This is a genomic window from Pseudomonas sp. 3-2, from assembly GCF_019710535.1.
Lineage (GTDB): Bacteria > Pseudomonadota > Gammaproteobacteria > Pseudomonadales > Pseudomonadaceae > Aquipseudomonas > Aquipseudomonas pharyngis.
In genome coordinates, this window is sequence record NZ_CP081200.1 from 1,971,571 (window position 1) to 1,987,337 (window position 15,767).

Here is a 15,767-nt window from a genome sequence, read left to right on the forward strand (position 1 = left end):
CTTAATCAGTCGCTCGCCGCAGCTTTTCGTGCTCCGAAACGGTGCGGTCTCCTTTTCAACTGACTTCGGGAGGCGCGAGGTCTGACTGCTCCACGCAGGCAGGCGCGCAGAATCAATGGGACGTTTGACAACACACGTTTTGGACGCTGCACACGGTTGCCCGGGCAGCTCGATCAAGGTCGAGCTGTACCGCGTTGAAGGTTCGCACCTGGAATTGGTCGCCAGCGCGCTTACCAACAGCGATGGCCGGGTCGATGCGCCGCTGCTGCAAGGCGATGACTACCGTACCGGTGTCTATCAGGTTCAGTTCCACGCCGGCGATTACTACCGCGCCCGTGGCGTCCAGTTGCCGGAGCCGGCATTTCTGGACGTGGTGGTGCTGCGGTTCGGCATCTCTGCCGAACAGGATCACTACCACGTGCCGTTGCTGATCTCGCCTTACAGCTATTCCACCTATCGGGGCAGCTGACCCCCAAGCAGCTGCCCCCACCGGGAAGCGACTGCGCATATAGCTTCTTTGGTCTTTCGCCCGCTCACACTGCGGGCTTTTTTTTGCGTTTCGAACCACCCCCGGCAGGCAGAGTCACGGCTTCAAAGCCTCGCGTCATTGTCCCTGACGATGAAAACGGTATCCGCGTGGGAGGCGAGTATTTGAGATCCACCCTTGAGCCAGATCAACCGGTTTTGTGCATGTGCCTCTCTGACCACCTGTGCTGCCGGCGGGTCGACCAGATGCTCCAGTCGTGCGTCGAAGTCGTTCGGCTCGAGATTCGTCAGCCGATGAATTTTCCGGCCCCTGACGCGATATAGGCTCAGGCAATACACAAAGTCGTGCATCTTCTGGCGAAGAACCAGTGTTGGATATACGGTTGCCCTGCTGGGATCGAAAACTTCGTAGCCATTGTGTCGCAGCACGTACGCCATGAAGCGCTTCAGGTCGACCGCTGACTGCGTCAACATGTAATTTCGCCATTGCGGCCGAAACCTCTCCGGATCGAAGTCCAGTCGTTGCAGGGAGCCGTCCGTATTGGGAGTCGGAAGCTCCAGCGTCAGATCGTTGCTGTGGGCGTTGCTGGACGTATGCAGTATCGGCAGCATCAGCAGTGGATCGGCCAGCTCCGGGCGCAGTGCATCGTTGCCCATGCGCCAGTCATTGAAGGTTTGCCTGAGCCGGGTAAGTCCGCTGCCCGTGGCAATGTCGCCGCCATTGGCGAGGACGAACTGGTGTCTGGCCACGTTGCGGACCGTGGTTTGGGACAGTTGTGGAAACCGATTGGCGACATAGTCCGTCAACGGTTGCTGGAAGGGCGGATTCGGGTCGATTTCCCAGTGAAACGCAGGAGGTACGCGGATCGCGCCACGGGGTTGTTGCATGAAATCTCTTCGCAGAACCCGCTCCAGCAGCGCGAAGTCGTAAATCATGTGCTCCGGGTTCTTGATATATACGATCGGATCTCCGGCATCGGTGCCACGCGGCAGCAATTTGTAATGGATTCCGTCGACGATGATGTCGTCTGGCGATCGGTGATGGAGAGGAGGTTCCCATTGCCGCCACGGGTCAGCCCATTGTCCGGATGTGGCAGCATCCTGCGGCATTGGCACGCGACTGATGAACAGCGTGGAAGGCGCGTCGTCGGTTTCAGCCCTCGAGCGTACGCGCCATTGAAGTGAGCCTTCTATCTGTTCGAGCCGAGGGCCGGAAGGGTTGATTTCACTCGCAAGCCTGGCCCTGAAGCCGTTTTCCGCATCGTTGCCGACCAGCACTGTTCCACCTTCCTGGAGATCGACATAGTGCCTCAGCGCCCCGGCTGATCGAATGCCGGATTGTGGATCGGGATCGGGCAGGCGGGTGAGCAGTCTCGGTGGGAGAAAATACTGGTCGATCGGCATGTGGGGAGCGACAGGGGTGATCAGCGTGTCAGCGGGGAGGTCGACGATCTCAAGGACACTGTGTTCGGGATATGTATGAACAAACTCGCGCGGGGCGATTGTGGGTATTGCGTCGATACCGTGATGAGGGGCTGTCGGGGGTGGACGTGAAATGATCGGAATAGTTGAATCGCGGATCCCGACGTTCGATTCCTGTGATGAGGTTGCTGGTTTGGGGCGTGTTGGATGCTTGGGGCTCATGGGATATAGGTACTCGCAGAGTCGATTCATGTCTCTCCGGACGGGAGAGGCTGGATGTTCAATGAATCGACTCGGCGAAATGCGGTAGATATGTCTACGCACCGAATCAGATGTTTCCAGGTGTCAGCCGGTGTGCCGGGGTCAGTGGCTGCTCAGCAACGATGCCGCCCCTGCGCCACCAAACAATCCGGCGCTGATGCGGTTAAACCAGCTCTGACCCCTGCCGCTGCGCAGGTAACGCGCCGCGCCGTGGGCGCCGAGGCCGTAGGTCAGCTTGCACAGCAGATCAAGTACGGTCCAGGTTGCGATCATCACCATTAGTTGTGGCAGAAACGGCTGCCCGGCGTTGAGGAACTGCGGCAGGAAAGCGGCAAAGAACAGAATGTCTTTTGGATTACTGGCACCCAGCACGAATGCTCGACCGAAGAGTGCACGGAAGCGCGGAACCGGCGCCGCGTCGGGCACTTCGGCACCCACCGACGGCTGGCGCGATTGCTGCCAGCTCTGCCAGGCGAGGTAGAACAGATAAATCGCGCCGACGATCTTCAGGGCGCTGAACAGTTTTTCGGACGCCAGCAGCAGAGCACCCAGCCCCAGCGCCGAGGCACTGAGCAGGCAGATCGAGGCGAACACGCCACCGAGAAACGCCGGGTACGAACGACGCAGACCGTAATTCAGACTGTTGCTGATCATCAGCAACGACAGCGGCCCCGGAATCAGGATCACCACCAGCGCAGCGCCGCTGAACAGCAGCCAGGTTTCCAGACTCATCACTTGCTCCTTTTTATCGTTATCAAGAATGTGCAAAAGCCCCACCCGGTGAGGTGAGGCTGTTTTGAAGCATGAACCGCGTAGTGCTTACAGGAAGATGAACTTGGCGATGAAGATCGCGCAGAGCACCCACAGGCTGACGGAGATTTCCTTGTATTTACCGGTGCCGGCCTTCAGCGCGACATAGGTAATAAAGCCCAGCGCGATACCGTCGGCGACCGAGAAGGTCAGCGGCATCATGATCGCGGTGACGATCGCCGGAATGCTGTCGGTCGCTTCGTCCCATTCGATGTGCGCCATGCCGCCCATCATCAGCATCGCTACATAAATCAGCGCGCCAGCGGTGGCATAGGCGGGAATCATGCCGGCCAGCGGTGCAAAGAACATCGCGGCTATAAATAGCACACCCACGGTGACGGCGGTAAGACCAGTCCGACCACCAGCGGCCACGCCGGCGGCACTTTCCACGTAGCTGGTGACGGGAGGGACACCAACCACCGCGCCGAATACGCTGGAGGCGGAGTCGGCTTTCATGGCGCGGGACAGGTTTTCGATGCGCCCGTCAGGGTTCACCAGGTTAGCGCGCTGGGCGACGCCCATCAGGGTGCCGGCGGTGTCGAACATGTGCACGAACAGGAAGGCCAGCACCACGCTGATCATGCTGACGTTGAACACGCCGGCGACGTTCATGGCCATGAAGGTTGGCGCCAGGCTTGGCGGCGCGGACATGATGCCCTCGTAGTGCACCAGACCAATTCCCCAACCGGCCAGTGTCACGGTGATGATGCTGATGAGGATTGCGCCGAACACTTTGTGATAGCTGAGGATCGCGATCATCAGGAAGCAGATGGCGGCAAGTAGCGGACCGGGTTCACGCAGCGAGCCAAGCTTGATCAGGGTGGCCGGGCTATCGACGACGATGCCGGCGGTTTTCAGGCCGATCAGCCCGAGGAACAGACCCACGCCGGCGCCCATCGCATAGCGCAGGCTGACCGGAATACTGTTGAGCAGCCATTCGCGAATCCGCGAAAAGGTCAGGATCATGAACAGCACGCCCGAGACGAACACCGCACCGAGCGCGGTTTCCCAGTTGTAGCCCATGGTGCCGACCACGGTGTAGGTGAAGAACGCGTTGAGGCCCATGCCCGGCGCCAGGCCCACCGGCCAGTTGGCGTAGAGGCCCATCAGCAGGCAGCCCAGCGCGGCGGCGATACAGGTGGCGACGAAGGCTGCACCGTGATCGATCCCGGCATCGGCCATGATGTTCGGGTTGACGAAGATGATGTAGGCCATGGTGATGAAGGTTGTCAGACCGGCAATCAGCTCGGTCTTCACCGTGGTGCCATGCAAGCTGAGTTTGAAGATGCGCTCAAGCAGGCCAGTGCGTAACGGCGGCGAGAGTTCCAGCGTCGATGCTTCGGATTTGCGGCTTTCCACAGCGAGTACTCCTCAAGAGTTTTATTGTTATTTCCAGGACCGGACCCATGAGGGGTGGCAGCGGTCCTTTGAGGCATACGCGAATTTGTTGACCATGCGGTCAGGAACTCGCACGCTGTGGATTATGCTTTTGTGTACAAATAAAGCAAATATTGTTTTTGGTTTTGTAGACGAAAAGACTGGTGATCGAGCTATATCACTCGGTTGGGCGATTGGTTCCCAGCGCCAGATTGACCGCCAGCCAGCCGTTGACCGCCGTTTCGCCGGCTTCGGCAAAGACGCGCTCGAGCAATTTCACCTGTTCACGACGCAGCGCCTGCTCAAATTTCGCACCTTCGACGGTCAGCTCCAGCAGGCGTTTACGTTTATCGGTCTCGGACGCCACGCTGTTCACCAGGTGCATTTCCTGCAATTGCCGCAACGGCATGTTCAGCGCCTGCTTGCTGACGCCGAGCAGCGCGAGCAATTCCTTGACGCTCAGGTTCGGATAGCGAGCTATGAAAAACACGATGCGTTGGTGGACTCGGGACAGGCCGCGACGCTCGAGCATTTCGTCAGCCTTGGCGGTGAACGCCTGATAACCGAAGAAGAAGGCTTCCATGGCCTGTTGTTGGCTGGCGCAGTTTTTAAGGTCAAGCATGTTGACGTTTCCGAGTGAGGTGTCGTAATTTCAGTCAATAAGTTTGACTCATTTTTCCCATGCCTCGCTAGCGGTGACTTCCATGGCTTTTTCCGAACGTGTCTCGCGCCTCAAAAGTTCTCTGATCCGTGAAATCCTTGCCGCGGCCCAGCGTCCGGAAGTGATGTCTTTCGCTGGCGGTTTGCCGGCTGAAGCCATGTTGCCGAAGGTCGAGTGGGCCGACATGCCGCTGTCTCTCGGCCAGTACGGCATGAGCGAAGGTGAGCCGGCATTGCGCGAAGCGCTGGCGGCAGAGGCGAGGGCGTTGGGTTTACCGTGTGAGGCGAGTCAGGTGCTGGTAGTCAGTGGTTCCCAGCAGACTCTGGACCTGGCGGCCAAGCTGTACATCGACAAGGGCACCGAAATCCTGCTCGAAGCACCGACCTATCTGGCGGCCTTGCAGATTTTTCAGCTGTTCGGCGCCGATTGCCTGACCGTGCCGCTGGAGGCTGATGGCCCGAACCTCGCACAGTTGCGCCAGCGTCTGGAGCAGCACCGCCCGGCGTTCATTTATTTGATTCCGACCTTCCAGAACCCATCGGCCGTGCGCTACAGCGAAGCCAAGCGCGAAGCCGTTGCGACATTGCTCGACGAATTCGGCGTGACCCTGATCGAAGACGAGCCTTACCGCGAGCTGACCTTCGACGGCGCCAGCGCCCAGCCGATTGCCGGGCGCCTCAAGAAATCCAGCTGGATCTACACCGGCACCGTGTCCAAAACCCTTTTGCCGGGTCTGCGCGTCGGCTACCTGATCGCCAGTCCGGACCTGTTTCCGCATCTGCTCAAACTCAAGCAGTCGGCGGATCTGCACACCAACCGCATCGGTCAGTGGCAGGCATTGCAGTGGATTGGCAGTGAGAAATATCAGCAGCACTTGAGTGAATTGCGTGGCTTCTATCGTCAGCGCCGCGATGCCTTTCAAGTGGCGCTGGAAACCCATTTCGCCGATCTGGCGGACTGGAACACGCCGCAGGGCGGGCTGTTTTTCTGGCTGACCCTGAAGCAACCGCTGGACACCCGCACGTTGCTGAACACCGCGCTGGCCAACGATGTGGCGTTCATGCCCGGCGAACCGTTCTTCCCCGATCCGGATCGCAACCCCGGTCATCTGCGCCTGAACTTCAGTCACATCGACCCGGCTCGACTGGACGAAGGGCTCAAACGCCTGGCAGCGGTGGTGCGCCAGGCGCAGGCCGCCGAGGCCGCATGAAAAAACCGGCCTTCATCAGGCCGGTTTTTTTGATTCAGACTGCGGCGAACCGCTGGTTCAGATACTCGATGATGGTGTTGGACTCATACATCCAGGTGGTCTGGCCGTTCTCTTCGATGCGCAGGCACGGCACTTTGATCTTGCCGCCCTCTTCCAGCAGGGTCTGGCGATCCTGCTCGTTGTTCTTCGCATCCTTCAGGGCCACCGGAACGTTCAGGCGGCGCAGGCTGCGGCGGGTCTTCACGCAGAACGGGCAGGCGTGGAACTGATACAGGGTCAGGCTCCTGGCGGCGGCATCAACCTGAGCCTGGGCAGCGGCGGGGCGCTGCTTCTTGCCCGGGCGGGTGAGGAAATCAAGGAAGATGATCAGTTGGCCGAGGCCGACACGAAGCGCTTTGACGAACACGTTACAAGCCTCACAGGGACATTGAAGAAGGCGCGCAGCTTACCCGATTTTTCACGGACGAAAAAAAACCGGCGATCAACGCCGGTTTTTTCTGTCACGCATTACTTGATCAGGCTGAGAAACTCGCTGCGGGTCGCCGCGTTTTCACGGAACTCACCGAGCATCACCGAAGTGATCATCGACGAATTCTGTTTCTCCACACCGCGCATCATCATGCACATGTGCTTGGCCTCGATCACCACGGCCACGCCCAGCGCGCCGGTGACCTGCTGGACCGCATCGGCGATCTGGCGGCTGAGGTTTTCCTGAATCTGCAGGCGACGGGCGTACATGTCGACGATCCGCGCGACCTTCGACAGGCCCAACACTTTGCCGCTCGGGATGTACGCGACGTGGGCCTTGCCGATGAACGGCAGCAGGTGGTGTTCGCACAACGAGTAGAGCTCGATGTCCTTGACCAGCACCATTTCGCTGTTGTCGGAGCTGAACAGGGCACCGTTGGTGACCTCTTCGAGCGTCTGTTCATAACCGCGGCAGAGGTACTGCATGGCTTTGGCGGCACGCTTTGGCGTGTCGAGCAGGCCCTCGCGGGAGACGTCCTCGCCCAGTTGGCCGAGAATCGCGGTGTAATTCTGTTCCAGGGACATGAAACTACCTGTGGGGATTTTCGCAAAGGGCAAGGGTACGGTGGCGGACACGACCCTGCAAGTTCGGTGTGACGGGATTATTCGTCGCGGCCTTCCATCATGGTGCGTTTGAGCATCACATACACGGCGCCGGCGCCGCCATGTTTCGCCTGGCACGAGCAGAAACCCAGCACTTGCGCATGCTGGCGCAGCCAGGTGTTGACGTGGCTTTTGATCATCGGCCGCTTGCCGTCCAGACGCACAGCCTTGCCGTGGGTGACGCGCACGCAGCGGATTTCGAATTTGGTCGCTTCGGCGAGAAACGCCCAGAGGGTTTCGCGGGCTTTTTCTACGCTCATGCCGTGCAGGTCGAGGCTGCCTTCGAACGGGATCTGCCCGATCTTGAGCTTGCGCATCTGGCTTTCCTGCACGCCGTCACGGGCCCACATCAGCTCGTCTTCGGGGCCGACGTCAATCACGAACTGATCGGACAGGCCGTCAACGGTGGTGGTGTCGGTGCGCACGGTGGCGGACTGGCGCAGCTTGGCGATCCGGTCTCGGTCAGCCTTGGGTTTGCCGGTGTCGGCGCGGTCGTGCTTGATCGGCTTGACGCCTTGGATCGCACTTTTGAACAGGGAAAAATCGTCGTCTTGCATATCAGCCTCCGCGAAGGGCGGCCAGTTTACCCAAACGGATACAAAACGGCCCGGCAAAAAGCCAGGCCGTCGATCAATCGTGTTTTTTCATCAGGTGCGGGGACATGTTCAATTCTCGCGATTGCCGTGCGCGACGCCGGCAACGACGCCACAGGGCCACGCCGAAATACAGGAACAGCAGGCCGACTGCGAGAATGATTGCGGAGCCGAGCGGGGTTGCGTTCAGGTCGCCGAGCGCCGGTGGGCGCCCCAGCAGGCTGGCGGCCCCGGCCATCGCCAGCAGCACGCCGAACGTCGCCAGTATGGCCGCAATCGCCGCGCCGAATCGAAATCGCCAGTTGCTTTGGCCTTTGGGCCGCAAGCGGCGTGCGTCAAATCCATCGGATAACTTCATTCCGACCTTCCTCAATGGGTATCGGCCCTTCGACCGGGAGTTGACCGGGTTGTTCCTGAGGCTAGGGTAATTGAAGCAAATGCGAGGTTTTTGCAGATGAGCGGCGGGCTGAGCCGCTCATTTACGGAAGATCAGATCAGATCCTGGGTCAGGGCGAGGGTAGCGAAGTTGTCAGCCATGATCGCCATTTCCGCTTCCTGCACCTGTTCGGCGCTGAGCACGCGGCCCTTGAATGGCAGATCGCGGGTGGCACAGGCATCTTCGACCAGGGTGCAGCGGAAACCCAGGTTCTTCGCCGCGCGCACGGTGGTGCTGACGCTGGAGTGACTCATGAAACCGCAGACGATCAGGTCCAGCGAGCCGATGGTTTGCAGACGATCGTAGAGTTCGGTGCCGTGAAAGGCGCTCGGCAGCAACTTGCCGATGATGGTTTCATCGCCCTGGGGTTCCAGGCCGGGGATGAACTCGCCGCGTTCGCCCTGCGGGTCGAACAGACCGCCGACGGTGCCGAGGTGGCGCACATGCACGATCGGCCGGCCGGCCGCGCGGGCGGCGGCAACCAGTTGTTTGATGTTCGCGACAGCCGCGTCCATGCCGCTCAGGGCCAGCGGGCCGCTGAGGTACTCTTTCTGGGCATCGATGATGACCACGGTGGCATGGCTCAACGTGGCCGCTGCGTAACCGCGACCGCTGAGTTGAAACATCGTTTTTGGAACGGACATTCTGGGGCTCCTTCGGGTGGGGCTTTTGCGACATTGTCCTCTGGCTGAGCGGTTCTGTGAATCGCTACCATCGTAGACACCGTCGTTGCTGGCCTGCAGCCTTGTCAAGTTACACGATCTGTTCAATAGCCGAGGGGAAAATCGGAAGAGTCCTACCGTCGCCCCGGAATCTTTCCTGCGTCGTCGCGGCGCGTTTTGGCTGCTAGAATCGCCAGTCGTTTTTTCTGGAGTTCTGCCCCGTGATCACTTCCCGACTTCGTACCCTGCGCGACCACATTCGTTGGGCCGTCAGCCGCTTCCATGGGGAGGATCTGTTTTTCGGCCATGGCACCGACAATGCCTGGGACGAAGCCCGGCAGCTCGTGCTCGGTGCCTTGCACCTACCATGGGAAATCGCTGACAGCTATCTGGATTGCGCGCTGGAAGACGATGAACTGGTCAATCTTCAGCGCCTGCTCAAGCGCCGCATCGAAGAACGCATTCCCACCGCTTACCTGCTGGGCGAAGCCTGGTTCTGCGGCATGTCGTTCATCGTCGATGAGCGCGTGCTGATCCCGCGTTCGCCGATTGGCGAGCTGATCGAAAACCGTTTTGCCCCATGGATCGGTGACGAACCTGCGCGGATTCTCGACCTGTGCACCGGCTCCGGTTGCATCGGCATCGCCTGCGCCTACGAGTTCCAGAATGCCGAAGTGGTGCTGGCGGATCTGTCGTTCGAAGCGCTGGAAGTGGCGAACCAGAACATTGAGCGCCATGGCGTCGATGAGCGGGTGTTCACCGTGCAGGGCGATGGTTTCGATGGCCTGCCGGGCCAGCGTTTCGACCTGATCGTGTCGAACCCGCCTTACGTCGATGCGGAAGATTTCGCCGACATGCCGGACGAATACCAGCACGAGCCGGAACTGGGCCTGGCCTGCGGCGACGACGGTTTGAACCTGGTACGCCGGATGCTCGCCGAAGCGGCGGATCATCTGACCGAGAAGGGTCTGCTGATTGTCGAGGTGGGCAACAGCCAGGTACACGTCGAAGCGCTGTACCCGGAAGTCGATTTCGCCTGGCTGGAGTTCCAGCGCGGCGGGCATGGCGTGTTCATGCTGACCGCCGAACAGTGCCGCGCCCATCAGGCATTCTTCGCTTCCCGCGTCTAAATGGCATGAATCGCTCCCACAGCTGAAATGCATTCCCCTGTGGGAGCGAGCCTGCTCGCGAATGGCGGTACCGCGGTCTCAAGCCATCAACGGTGCGTTGCAATCCAGATCAGCAACCCAGCCTGAAACACCGCAAACGCTACCAGACAGGTAATGGTGAAACGCAACCCGGCGTCTTCACGTTTGAACTTGCTGACCTTGTCTTCCTGCTTCTTCAGCTTCACTTCCTGCTCGGCGAGGTTCTGCTCGGCCTGCTGCAGCATTTGCGCAGCTTCAAGAATTTCGACGATCTGCAACTTCTCGCTGTTCCAGTCGCCCAGCAAGTCACCAACCTTCACTTCCTTGACGCTGCCCTTCAAATGCTGGGCATCGGCGTAAACCACATCAAAGCCATGCACCCGCAAAAAGTGATCGCGGCGCAGGCGAGTGTCTTCATTCAGCGCGTCCTTGTTGTTCAAGTCCATGCCGTCGACGGTGTAGGTGGGCCAGCGTTTTTTTGCCCAGTTGATGCCCTGGGCAGCCATGAAGCGGCCGATGCCACGGTTCATCGGTTCGATCTGCAGACCGCTGTCCGGGCCGAAATGCACGCGTTTGGTCGTGTGATCGACCCACACGTCCAGATGATTCTGTTCTTTGCGCACACGCTGAGCAGGCAACTTGATCGCCATGCGCATCAGGCTGTGTTCTTTGCCGTTGCGCTCGGCGTATCCGAATTCAACGAAGCGCAGCGGCCGTCCGCCGGTATTGCGGTCAGTCTGCAACGGCGCCAGGCGGAGCATCTTGTGGTGCTCGACGTGGACATCCGCCCATGGCAGCTCGACCGCTGGCGGTGCGTCTTTTTCAGCGGTGGTGTCGGGTGAAGTCTGGGTATCGGTCATAACGGCGAGATCCTGTCCAAGCTGCTTGCCGCCAGCCAGTACGCTGGCGACAAAGGCTTATCGGCCGTTTTCTGCAAGACTGGAGGGTAAAAGAGCTTAACGGGTGCGAAGTCCGTCAATAAATTCAAGGACGCGTGTCCCCAGTTCAGCCGCCAAGGGCAAATTCGGATCCTTGTAGGACGCCAATTGCCGCTTCACGTCGTTTGGCACGATGCGCAACACGTGGTTCATGCCTTCGATCAGCGCCAGTTGCGCGTCCGGTTTGGCAGCCTTGAGCAATTTCGCATCATCGACCTGAACCTGAATGTCGTTGCTGCCCTGCACGATCAGCGCCGGCATTTGCAGTTGAGCGAAGGCCGCCGCCGGATCCTGACGGAACAGCGAAATCAGGTACGGCTGCACACTCGGACGGAAAATCACCTGTAAGGGCGCCGGCACATTGTCGTCGGTGCGCCCGGCCTTGAGGCTGTCGAGCAATTCGTTGCTGCGCAGCATCAAAGGAGGAGGGAGGCTGCGGGCCAGTTGCCGGCGCAGTACCTGATCAATGGGCCGGGCTGTGCCAGAGAGGGAGATCACCGCGGCGGCGTCCACCTTCGGCGCCGCCAGGCTGGCGATCAATGCACCTTCGCTGTGGCCCAGCAAAATCAACGGACCGAAGCGCGGATCGGCTTTCAGTTTCTGCCCCCAGGCCACAGCGTCCGCCACGTAGGCTTCCACCGACAGGTTTCGCTCGTCCGGGGTTGCCGCCAGGCTGGCGGCCACGCCGCGCTTGTCGAAACGCACACTGGCGATGTTGTGTTTGGCCAGCACCCAGGCCAGTCGCTTGAGGCTGTCATTGCGTCCACCGTCGGGGTTGTTTCCGTCACGATCGGTAGGACCCGAGCCTGAAAGGATCAGGACAACCGGCACGGGGTTGTCGGATTTGGGCAGCAACAGCGAGCCGAAAAGTTCGCCGTTGTCAGTCGTCAACGTGACCGGACGTTGCAGGACAGTCGCCTGGACGAAGCCGGTAAACAGGGAAAGGCTCAAGATCAAAACTCGCAGCATCATCACGCCATCATTTGCCAAGGTGCCGGTTGGACTCACCCACACCGCTAAGGTTCGAGGATGAACTACTCGGTTAGCCTGCGTATACTGGCGCGCATCACGAATCTGGGTTCGATTTAACGGAGCGTCCTGCATGTCCGGCAATACCTACGGCAAGCTGTTCACTGTCACCACCGCGGGCGAAAGCCATGGTCCGGCGTTGGTCGCCATTGTCGACGGCTGCCCGCCGGGCCTGGAGATTTCCCTTGAAGACCTGCAACGCGACCTTGACCGTCGCAAGCCGGGCACCAGCCGCCACACCACCCAGCGCCAGGAAGCCGACGAAGTCGAAATCCTCTCCGGCGTGTTCGAGGGCCGCACCACCGGTTGCTCCATCGGCCTGCTGATCCGCAACACCGACCAGAAGTCCAAGGACTACTCGGCGATCAAGGACCTGTTCCGCCCGGCCCACGCCGACTACACGTACCACCACAAATACGGCGAGCGCGACTATCGCGGCGGCGGTCGCAGCTCGGCGCGGGAAACCGCCATGCGCGTCGCGGCCGGCGCCATCGCCAAGAAGTACCTGGCCAGCCAGGGCATCATCATTCGCGGCTACATGAGCCAGCTCGGCCCGATCGAAATCCCGTTCAAGACCTGGGAATCGGTCGAGCAGAACGCCTTCTTCAGCCCGGATCCGGACAAAGTGCCGGAGCTGGAAGCCTACATGGACCAGCTGCGTCGCGATCAGGACTCCGTCGGCGCCAGGATCACTGTGGTTGCCGAAGGCGTGATGCCGGGCCTGGGCGAGCCTATCTTCGACCGTCTCGACGCCGAACTGGCCCATGCGCTGATGAGCATCAACGCGGTCAAAGGCGTGGAAATCGGCGCCGGTTTCGCCTGCGTTGCCCAACGTGGCACCGAGCACCGCGATGAAATGACTCCGGAAGGTTTCCTCAGCAACAACGCGGGCGGCATCCTTGGCGGGATTTCTTCGGGTCAGCCGATCGTCGCGCATCTGGCGTTGAAGCCGACTTCGAGCATCACCACCCCGGGCCGTTCGATCGACATCGACGGCAATCCGGTCGAAGTGATCACCAAGGGTCGACACGATCCATGCGTCGGCATCCGCGCCACGCCGATTGCCGAGGCAATGATGGCCATCGTGCTGATGGATCACCTGCTGCGCCACCGTGGCCAGAACGCCGATGTGCGCGTGAGCACCCCGGTGCTGGGCCAGCTCTGATGGGTCAACTCACTGCCGCTGCGGTCTGAGCGTGGCGGCGCTCCCGTACTGGCGGCTGTCCAGTTTCTATCTCTTCTATTTCGCCTTGCTCGGTTCGACGGCGCCGTTTCTGGCGCTGTACTTCGATCATCTCGGATTCAGCGCCGCGCGCATCGGCGAGCTGGTGGCAATCCCGATGCTGATGCGCTGCGTGGCGCCGAACATCTGGGGCTGGCTCGGCGATTACACCGGCAGGCGCCTGGCCATTGTGCGCTTTGGTGCGGTTTGCACGCTGTTGACCTTCTCGCTGATTTTCGTCAGCAAGACCTACGCCTGGCTGGCGATGGTCATGGCCTTGCATGCATTCTTCTGGCACGCGGTGCTGCCGCAGTTCGAAGTCATCACCCTGGCGCATTTGCAGGGCCAGACCTCCCGCTACAGTCAGATCAGGCTGTGGGGCTCGATCGGTTTCATCATCACCGTGGTCGCCCTCGGTCGCCTGTTCGAGTGGCTCAGCCTCGATATCTACCCGGCGGCGCTGGTGTTGATCATGGCCGGCATCGTGCTCAGTAGCCTGTGGGTGCCGAACGCACAACCGCCTCAGGGCAACCGGCCGACGGGCGAAGGCTTTCTCAAGCAACTGCGCAATCCCGGGGTGCTGGCGTTTTACGGTTGCGTGGCGCTGATGCAGATGAGCCACGGGCCGTATTACACATTTTTGACCCTGCACCTCGAACGCTTGGGCTACAGCCGTGGCGTGATCGGCATGCTCTGGGCGGTCGGCGTGGTGGCAGAAGTGCTGATGTTCATGGCCATGAGCCTGATCCTCGCGCGTTTTTCCCTGCGGCGGGTGCTGATGGCGAGTTTTCTGCTGGCGGCGTTGCGCTGGTTGCTGCTAGGTTCGTTCGCCGAATTCCTGTGGGTCCTGTTGTTTGCCCAGGTGCTGCATGCGGCGACGTTCGGCAGCTTTCATGCGGCTGCCATCGCGTTCGTGCAACGTAGCTTTGGCGCGCGTCAGCAAGGGCAGGGCCAGGCGCTGTATGCAGCGCTGGCCGGCACCGGTGGCGCGCTCGGCGCGTTGTATTCCGGCTACAGCTGGAATGCCCTCGGCGCGACATTGACCTTTAGTATTGCCAGTCTCGCAGCGCTCGCCGCTGCCGTTATCATTGCCATTCGAATGCAAGAGGACAGGCCATGAGCCTTACCCGTGAACAGCTTGCCCAGCAAATTGTCGACGCCGGGCGTTTTCTTTATGGTCGCGGCTGGTCGCCGGCCACCAGCAGCAATTACTCGACGCGCCTGTCACCGAGCGAAGCGCTGCTGACGGTGTCCGGCAAGCACAAGGGCCAGTTGGGCCTGGACGACGTGCTCGCCACCGACCTGTCCGGCAACAGCCTGGAGCCCGGCAAAAAACCGTCCGCCGAAACCCTCCTGCATACCCAGCTCTACAGCTGGCGCCCGGAGATCGGCGCGGTGCTGCACACCCACTCGGTGAACGCCACGGTGCTGTCGCGCCTGACGCCGCAAGACTTCATCGAGTTCGAAGATTACGAATTGCAAAAAGCCTTCAGCGGCATCTCGACCCACGAATCCCGGGTGCGCGTGCCGATCTTCGACAACGATCAGGACATTGCGCGCCTCGCCGCCAAGGTGCAGCCTTGGCTCGACGCCCATCCCGATTGCGTGGGTTATCTGATTCGCGGCCACGGCCTCTACACCTGGGGCGCGCAGATGAGTGACGCGCTGCGTCAGATCGAGGCCTTTGAATTCCTGTTTGAATGCGAATTGAAGACCCGCAGCGTCATGAACCGCCAAGGCTGACTTCACCAGAACCAGCCCCTTTGCCTGATGAATGCAGTGCCCGACCGGTCTGAAAGAACCGGACGGCAAGGCCGATACCGAGGAATGCCCCATGAGCAGCCTGTCCGTCTATCACGTTTCCAGCCCCGAGATTCCGAACAAGGTGCTGACCCATTTCGAAGACATCGCCTCGACCCTGGCCGAGCAGGGCGTGCGCTTCGACCGCTGGCAAGCCGCCGCGAAGATCCAGCCGGGCGCCAGCCAGGAAGAAGTGATCGGTGCCTACAAAGAGCAGATCGACAAACTGATGACCGAGCGCGGCTACATCACGGTCGACGTGATCAGCCTCAACAGCGACCACCCGCAGAAAGCCGAACTGCGCGCCAAGTTCCTCGAAGAGCATCGGCATGGCGAAGACGAAGTACGTTTCTTCGTCGCCGGTCGTGGCCTGTTTACCCTGCACATCGATGATTACGTCTACGCCGTGCTGTGCGAGAAGAACGACCTGATTTCGGTGCCGGCCGGCACCAAACACTGGTTTGACATGGGCGAGAACCCGCACTTCGTGGCGATCCGCCTGTTCAACAACCCTGAAGGCTGGGTCGCCAATTTCACCGGCGAAGACATCGCTGGCCGCTTCCCGCGTCTGGAGGACTGAG

General features: G+C 60.5%; 18 protein-coding genes. 7 read left to right on the forward strand and 11 right to left on the reverse strand.

What is annotated here, in order from left to right; all coding sequences use genetic code 11:
* Positions 1–115: 115 nt before the first annotated feature.
* Positions 116–469 (forward strand): hydroxyisourate hydrolase, encoded by a 354-nt coding sequence (gene uraH, locus K3819_RS09075; protein WP_011333195.1) that lies wholly within the window; start codon positions 116–118, stop codon positions 467–469.
* A 122-nt stretch (positions 470–591) separates the two neighbouring features.
* Here uraH and K3819_RS09080 read toward each other — a convergent pair whose 3' ends face one another.
* The 4 genes from K3819_RS09080 to K3819_RS09095 all read right to left on the reverse strand — a co-directional run bounded on the left by K3819_RS09080 (position 592) and on the right by K3819_RS09095 (position 4,978).
* Positions 592–2,130 (reverse strand): hypothetical protein, encoded by a 1,539-nt coding sequence (locus tag K3819_RS09080; protein ID WP_221399081.1) that lies wholly within the window; start codon positions 2,128–2,130, stop codon positions 592–594.
* Between the two features lie 141 nt (positions 2,131–2,271).
* Complete coding sequence (locus tag K3819_RS09085; protein ID WP_221399082.1) at positions 2,272–2,901, reverse strand: LysE family translocator; 630 nt, start codon at positions 2,899–2,901, stop codon at positions 2,272–2,274.
* Between the two features lie 87 nt (positions 2,902–2,988).
* Positions 2,989–4,338 carry an NCS2 family permease gene (locus K3819_RS09090; protein WP_064594610.1) on the reverse strand — a complete coding sequence of 450 codons (1,350 nt, stop codon included), beginning with the start codon at positions 4,336–4,338 and terminating at the stop codon, positions 2,989–2,991.
* Between the two features lie 196 nt (positions 4,339–4,534).
* Entirely contained in the window at positions 4,535–4,978 is a 444-nt protein-coding gene (locus K3819_RS09095; protein ID WP_039769905.1) for a MarR family winged helix-turn-helix transcriptional regulator, read from the reverse strand.
* A gap of 82 nt (positions 4,979–5,060) precedes the next feature.
* Between K3819_RS09095 and K3819_RS09100 the strand changes: the two genes are divergently transcribed.
* Complete coding sequence (locus K3819_RS09100; protein WP_221399083.1) at positions 5,061–6,227, forward strand: PLP-dependent aminotransferase family protein; 1,167 nt, start codon at positions 5,061–5,063, stop codon at positions 6,225–6,227.
* 34 nt (positions 6,228–6,261) lie between these two features.
* Here K3819_RS09100 and K3819_RS09105 read toward each other — a convergent pair whose 3' ends face one another.
* The 5 genes from K3819_RS09105 to K3819_RS09125 form a co-directional block, all read right to left on the reverse strand.
* Positions 6,262–6,633, reverse strand: a complete 372-nt coding sequence (locus K3819_RS09105; protein WP_085613494.1) for a glutathione S-transferase N-terminal domain-containing protein — start codon at positions 6,631–6,633, stop codon at positions 6,262–6,264.
* A 101-nt stretch (positions 6,634–6,734) separates the two neighbouring features.
* Positions 6,735–7,280: a GTP cyclohydrolase I FolE gene (gene folE / locus K3819_RS09110; protein WP_003204506.1), complete on the reverse strand. Its 546-nt coding sequence runs from the start codon at positions 7,278–7,280 to the stop codon at positions 6,735–6,737.
* 77 nt (positions 7,281–7,357) lie between these two features.
* Positions 7,358–7,915, reverse strand: a complete 558-nt coding sequence (locus K3819_RS09115; protein WP_039769915.1) for a Smr/MutS family protein — start codon at positions 7,913–7,915, stop codon at positions 7,358–7,360.
* Between the two features lie 73 nt (positions 7,916–7,988).
* Positions 7,989–8,309, reverse strand: coding sequence for a hypothetical protein (locus tag K3819_RS09120; RefSeq protein WP_007960009.1), 321 nt, complete (start codon positions 8,307–8,309; stop codon positions 7,989–7,991).
* Positions 8,310–8,440: 131 nt separating this feature from the next.
* On the reverse strand, positions 8,441–9,031 hold the full coding sequence (locus K3819_RS09125) for a cysteine hydrolase family protein (RefSeq protein WP_011333204.1): 591 nt from the start codon (positions 9,029–9,031) through the stop codon (positions 8,441–8,443).
* Between the two features lie 239 nt (positions 9,032–9,270).
* Here K3819_RS09125 and prmB point away from each other — a divergent pair, with 239 nt between their 5' ends.
* On the forward strand, positions 9,271–10,179 hold the full coding sequence (gene prmB, locus K3819_RS09130) for a 50S ribosomal protein L3 N(5)-glutamine methyltransferase (RefSeq protein ID WP_221399084.1): 909 nt from the start codon (positions 9,271–9,273) through the stop codon (positions 10,177–10,179).
* 86 nt (positions 10,180–10,265) lie between these two features.
* Here the strand turns inward: prmB and K3819_RS09135 are convergent, their stop codons facing one another.
* Together K3819_RS09135 and K3819_RS09140 are read right to left on the reverse strand one after the other, a co-directional pair.
* Positions 10,266–11,057 carry a hypothetical protein gene (locus K3819_RS09135; RefSeq protein WP_085649374.1) on the reverse strand — a complete coding sequence of 264 codons (792 nt, stop codon included), beginning with the start codon at positions 11,055–11,057 and terminating at the stop codon, positions 10,266–10,268.
* Between the two features lie 96 nt (positions 11,058–11,153).
* The gene (locus K3819_RS09140; protein ID WP_039769918.1) at positions 11,154–12,107 is read right to left on the reverse strand and encodes an alpha/beta hydrolase; all 954 of its coding nucleotides are present in this window, start codon (positions 12,105–12,107) and stop codon (positions 11,154–11,156) included.
* A 130-nt stretch (positions 12,108–12,237) separates the two neighbouring features.
* On the opposite strand from K3819_RS09140, the gene aroC reads away from it, so the two are divergent.
* The 4 genes from aroC (at position 12,238) to K3819_RS09160 (ending at position 15,766) form a co-directional block, all read left to right on the forward strand.
* Entirely contained in the window at positions 12,238–13,329 is a 1,092-nt protein-coding gene (gene aroC, locus K3819_RS09145) for a chorismate synthase (RefSeq protein WP_221399086.1), read from the forward strand.
* Between the two features lie 31 nt (positions 13,330–13,360).
* Positions 13,361–14,506: an MFS transporter gene (locus tag K3819_RS09150; RefSeq protein ID WP_221399087.1), complete on the forward strand. Its 1,146-nt coding sequence runs from the start codon at positions 13,361–13,363 to the stop codon at positions 14,504–14,506.
* The gene (locus K3819_RS09155; protein ID WP_007959997.1) at positions 14,503–15,129 is read left to right on the forward strand and encodes a methylthioribulose 1-phosphate dehydratase; all 627 of its coding nucleotides are present in this window, start codon (positions 14,503–14,505) and stop codon (positions 15,127–15,129) included. Before K3819_RS09150 ends, K3819_RS09155 begins: the two co-directional genes overlap by 4 nt.
* Positions 15,130–15,220: 91 nt before the next feature.
* On the forward strand, positions 15,221–15,766 hold the full coding sequence (locus K3819_RS09160; protein WP_039770173.1) for an acireductone dioxygenase: 546 nt from the start codon (positions 15,221–15,223) through the stop codon (positions 15,764–15,766).
* The last annotated feature ends 1 nt before the right edge of the window (position 15,767 follow it).

Excerpts from the sequence above, each read along its gene's own strand:
- folE (WP_003204506.1), bottom strand. The coding sequence starts at position 7,280 with ATGTCCCTGGAACAGAATTACACCGCGATTCTCGGCCAACTGGGCGAG.
- K3819_RS09095 (WP_039769905.1), bottom strand. The coding sequence starts at position 4,978 with ATGCTTGACCTTAAAAACTGCGCCAGCCAACAACAGGCCATGGAAGCC.
- aroC (WP_221399086.1), top strand. The coding sequence starts at position 12,238 with ATGTCCGGCAATACCTACGGCAAGCTGTTCACTGTCACCACCGCGGGC.
- K3819_RS09100 (WP_221399083.1), top strand. The coding sequence starts at position 5,061 with ATGGCTTTTTCCGAACGTGTCTCGCGCCTCAAAAGTTCTCTGATCCGT.
- K3819_RS09085 (WP_221399082.1), bottom strand. The coding sequence starts at position 2,901 with ATGAGTCTGGAAACCTGGCTGCTGTTCAGCGGCGCTGCGCTGGTGGTG.
- K3819_RS09080 (WP_221399081.1), bottom strand. The coding sequence starts at position 2,130 with ATGAGCCCCAAGCATCCAACACGCCCCAAACCAGCAACCTCATCACAG.
- uraH (WP_011333195.1), top strand. The coding sequence starts at position 116 with ATGGGACGTTTGACAACACACGTTTTGGACGCTGCACACGGTTGCCCG.
- K3819_RS09140 (WP_039769918.1), bottom strand. The coding sequence starts at position 12,107 with ATGATGCTGCGAGTTTTGATCTTGAGCCTTTCCCTGTTTACCGGCTTC.
- K3819_RS09135 (WP_085649374.1), bottom strand. The coding sequence starts at position 11,057 with ATGACCGATACCCAGACTTCACCCGACACCACCGCTGAAAAAGACGCA.
- K3819_RS09125 (WP_011333204.1), bottom strand. The coding sequence starts at position 9,031 with ATGTCCGTTCCAAAAACGATGTTTCAACTCAGCGGTCGCGGTTACGCA.
- K3819_RS09155 (WP_007959997.1), top strand. The coding sequence starts at position 14,503 with ATGAGCCTTACCCGTGAACAGCTTGCCCAGCAAATTGTCGACGCCGGG.
- K3819_RS09115 (WP_039769915.1), bottom strand. The coding sequence starts at position 7,915 with ATGCAAGACGACGATTTTTCCCTGTTCAAAAGTGCGATCCAAGGCGTC.
- K3819_RS09160 (WP_039770173.1), top strand. The coding sequence starts at position 15,221 with ATGAGCAGCCTGTCCGTCTATCACGTTTCCAGCCCCGAGATTCCGAAC.
- K3819_RS09120 (WP_007960009.1), bottom strand. The coding sequence starts at position 8,309 with ATGAAGTTATCCGATGGATTTGACGCACGCCGCTTGCGGCCCAAAGGC.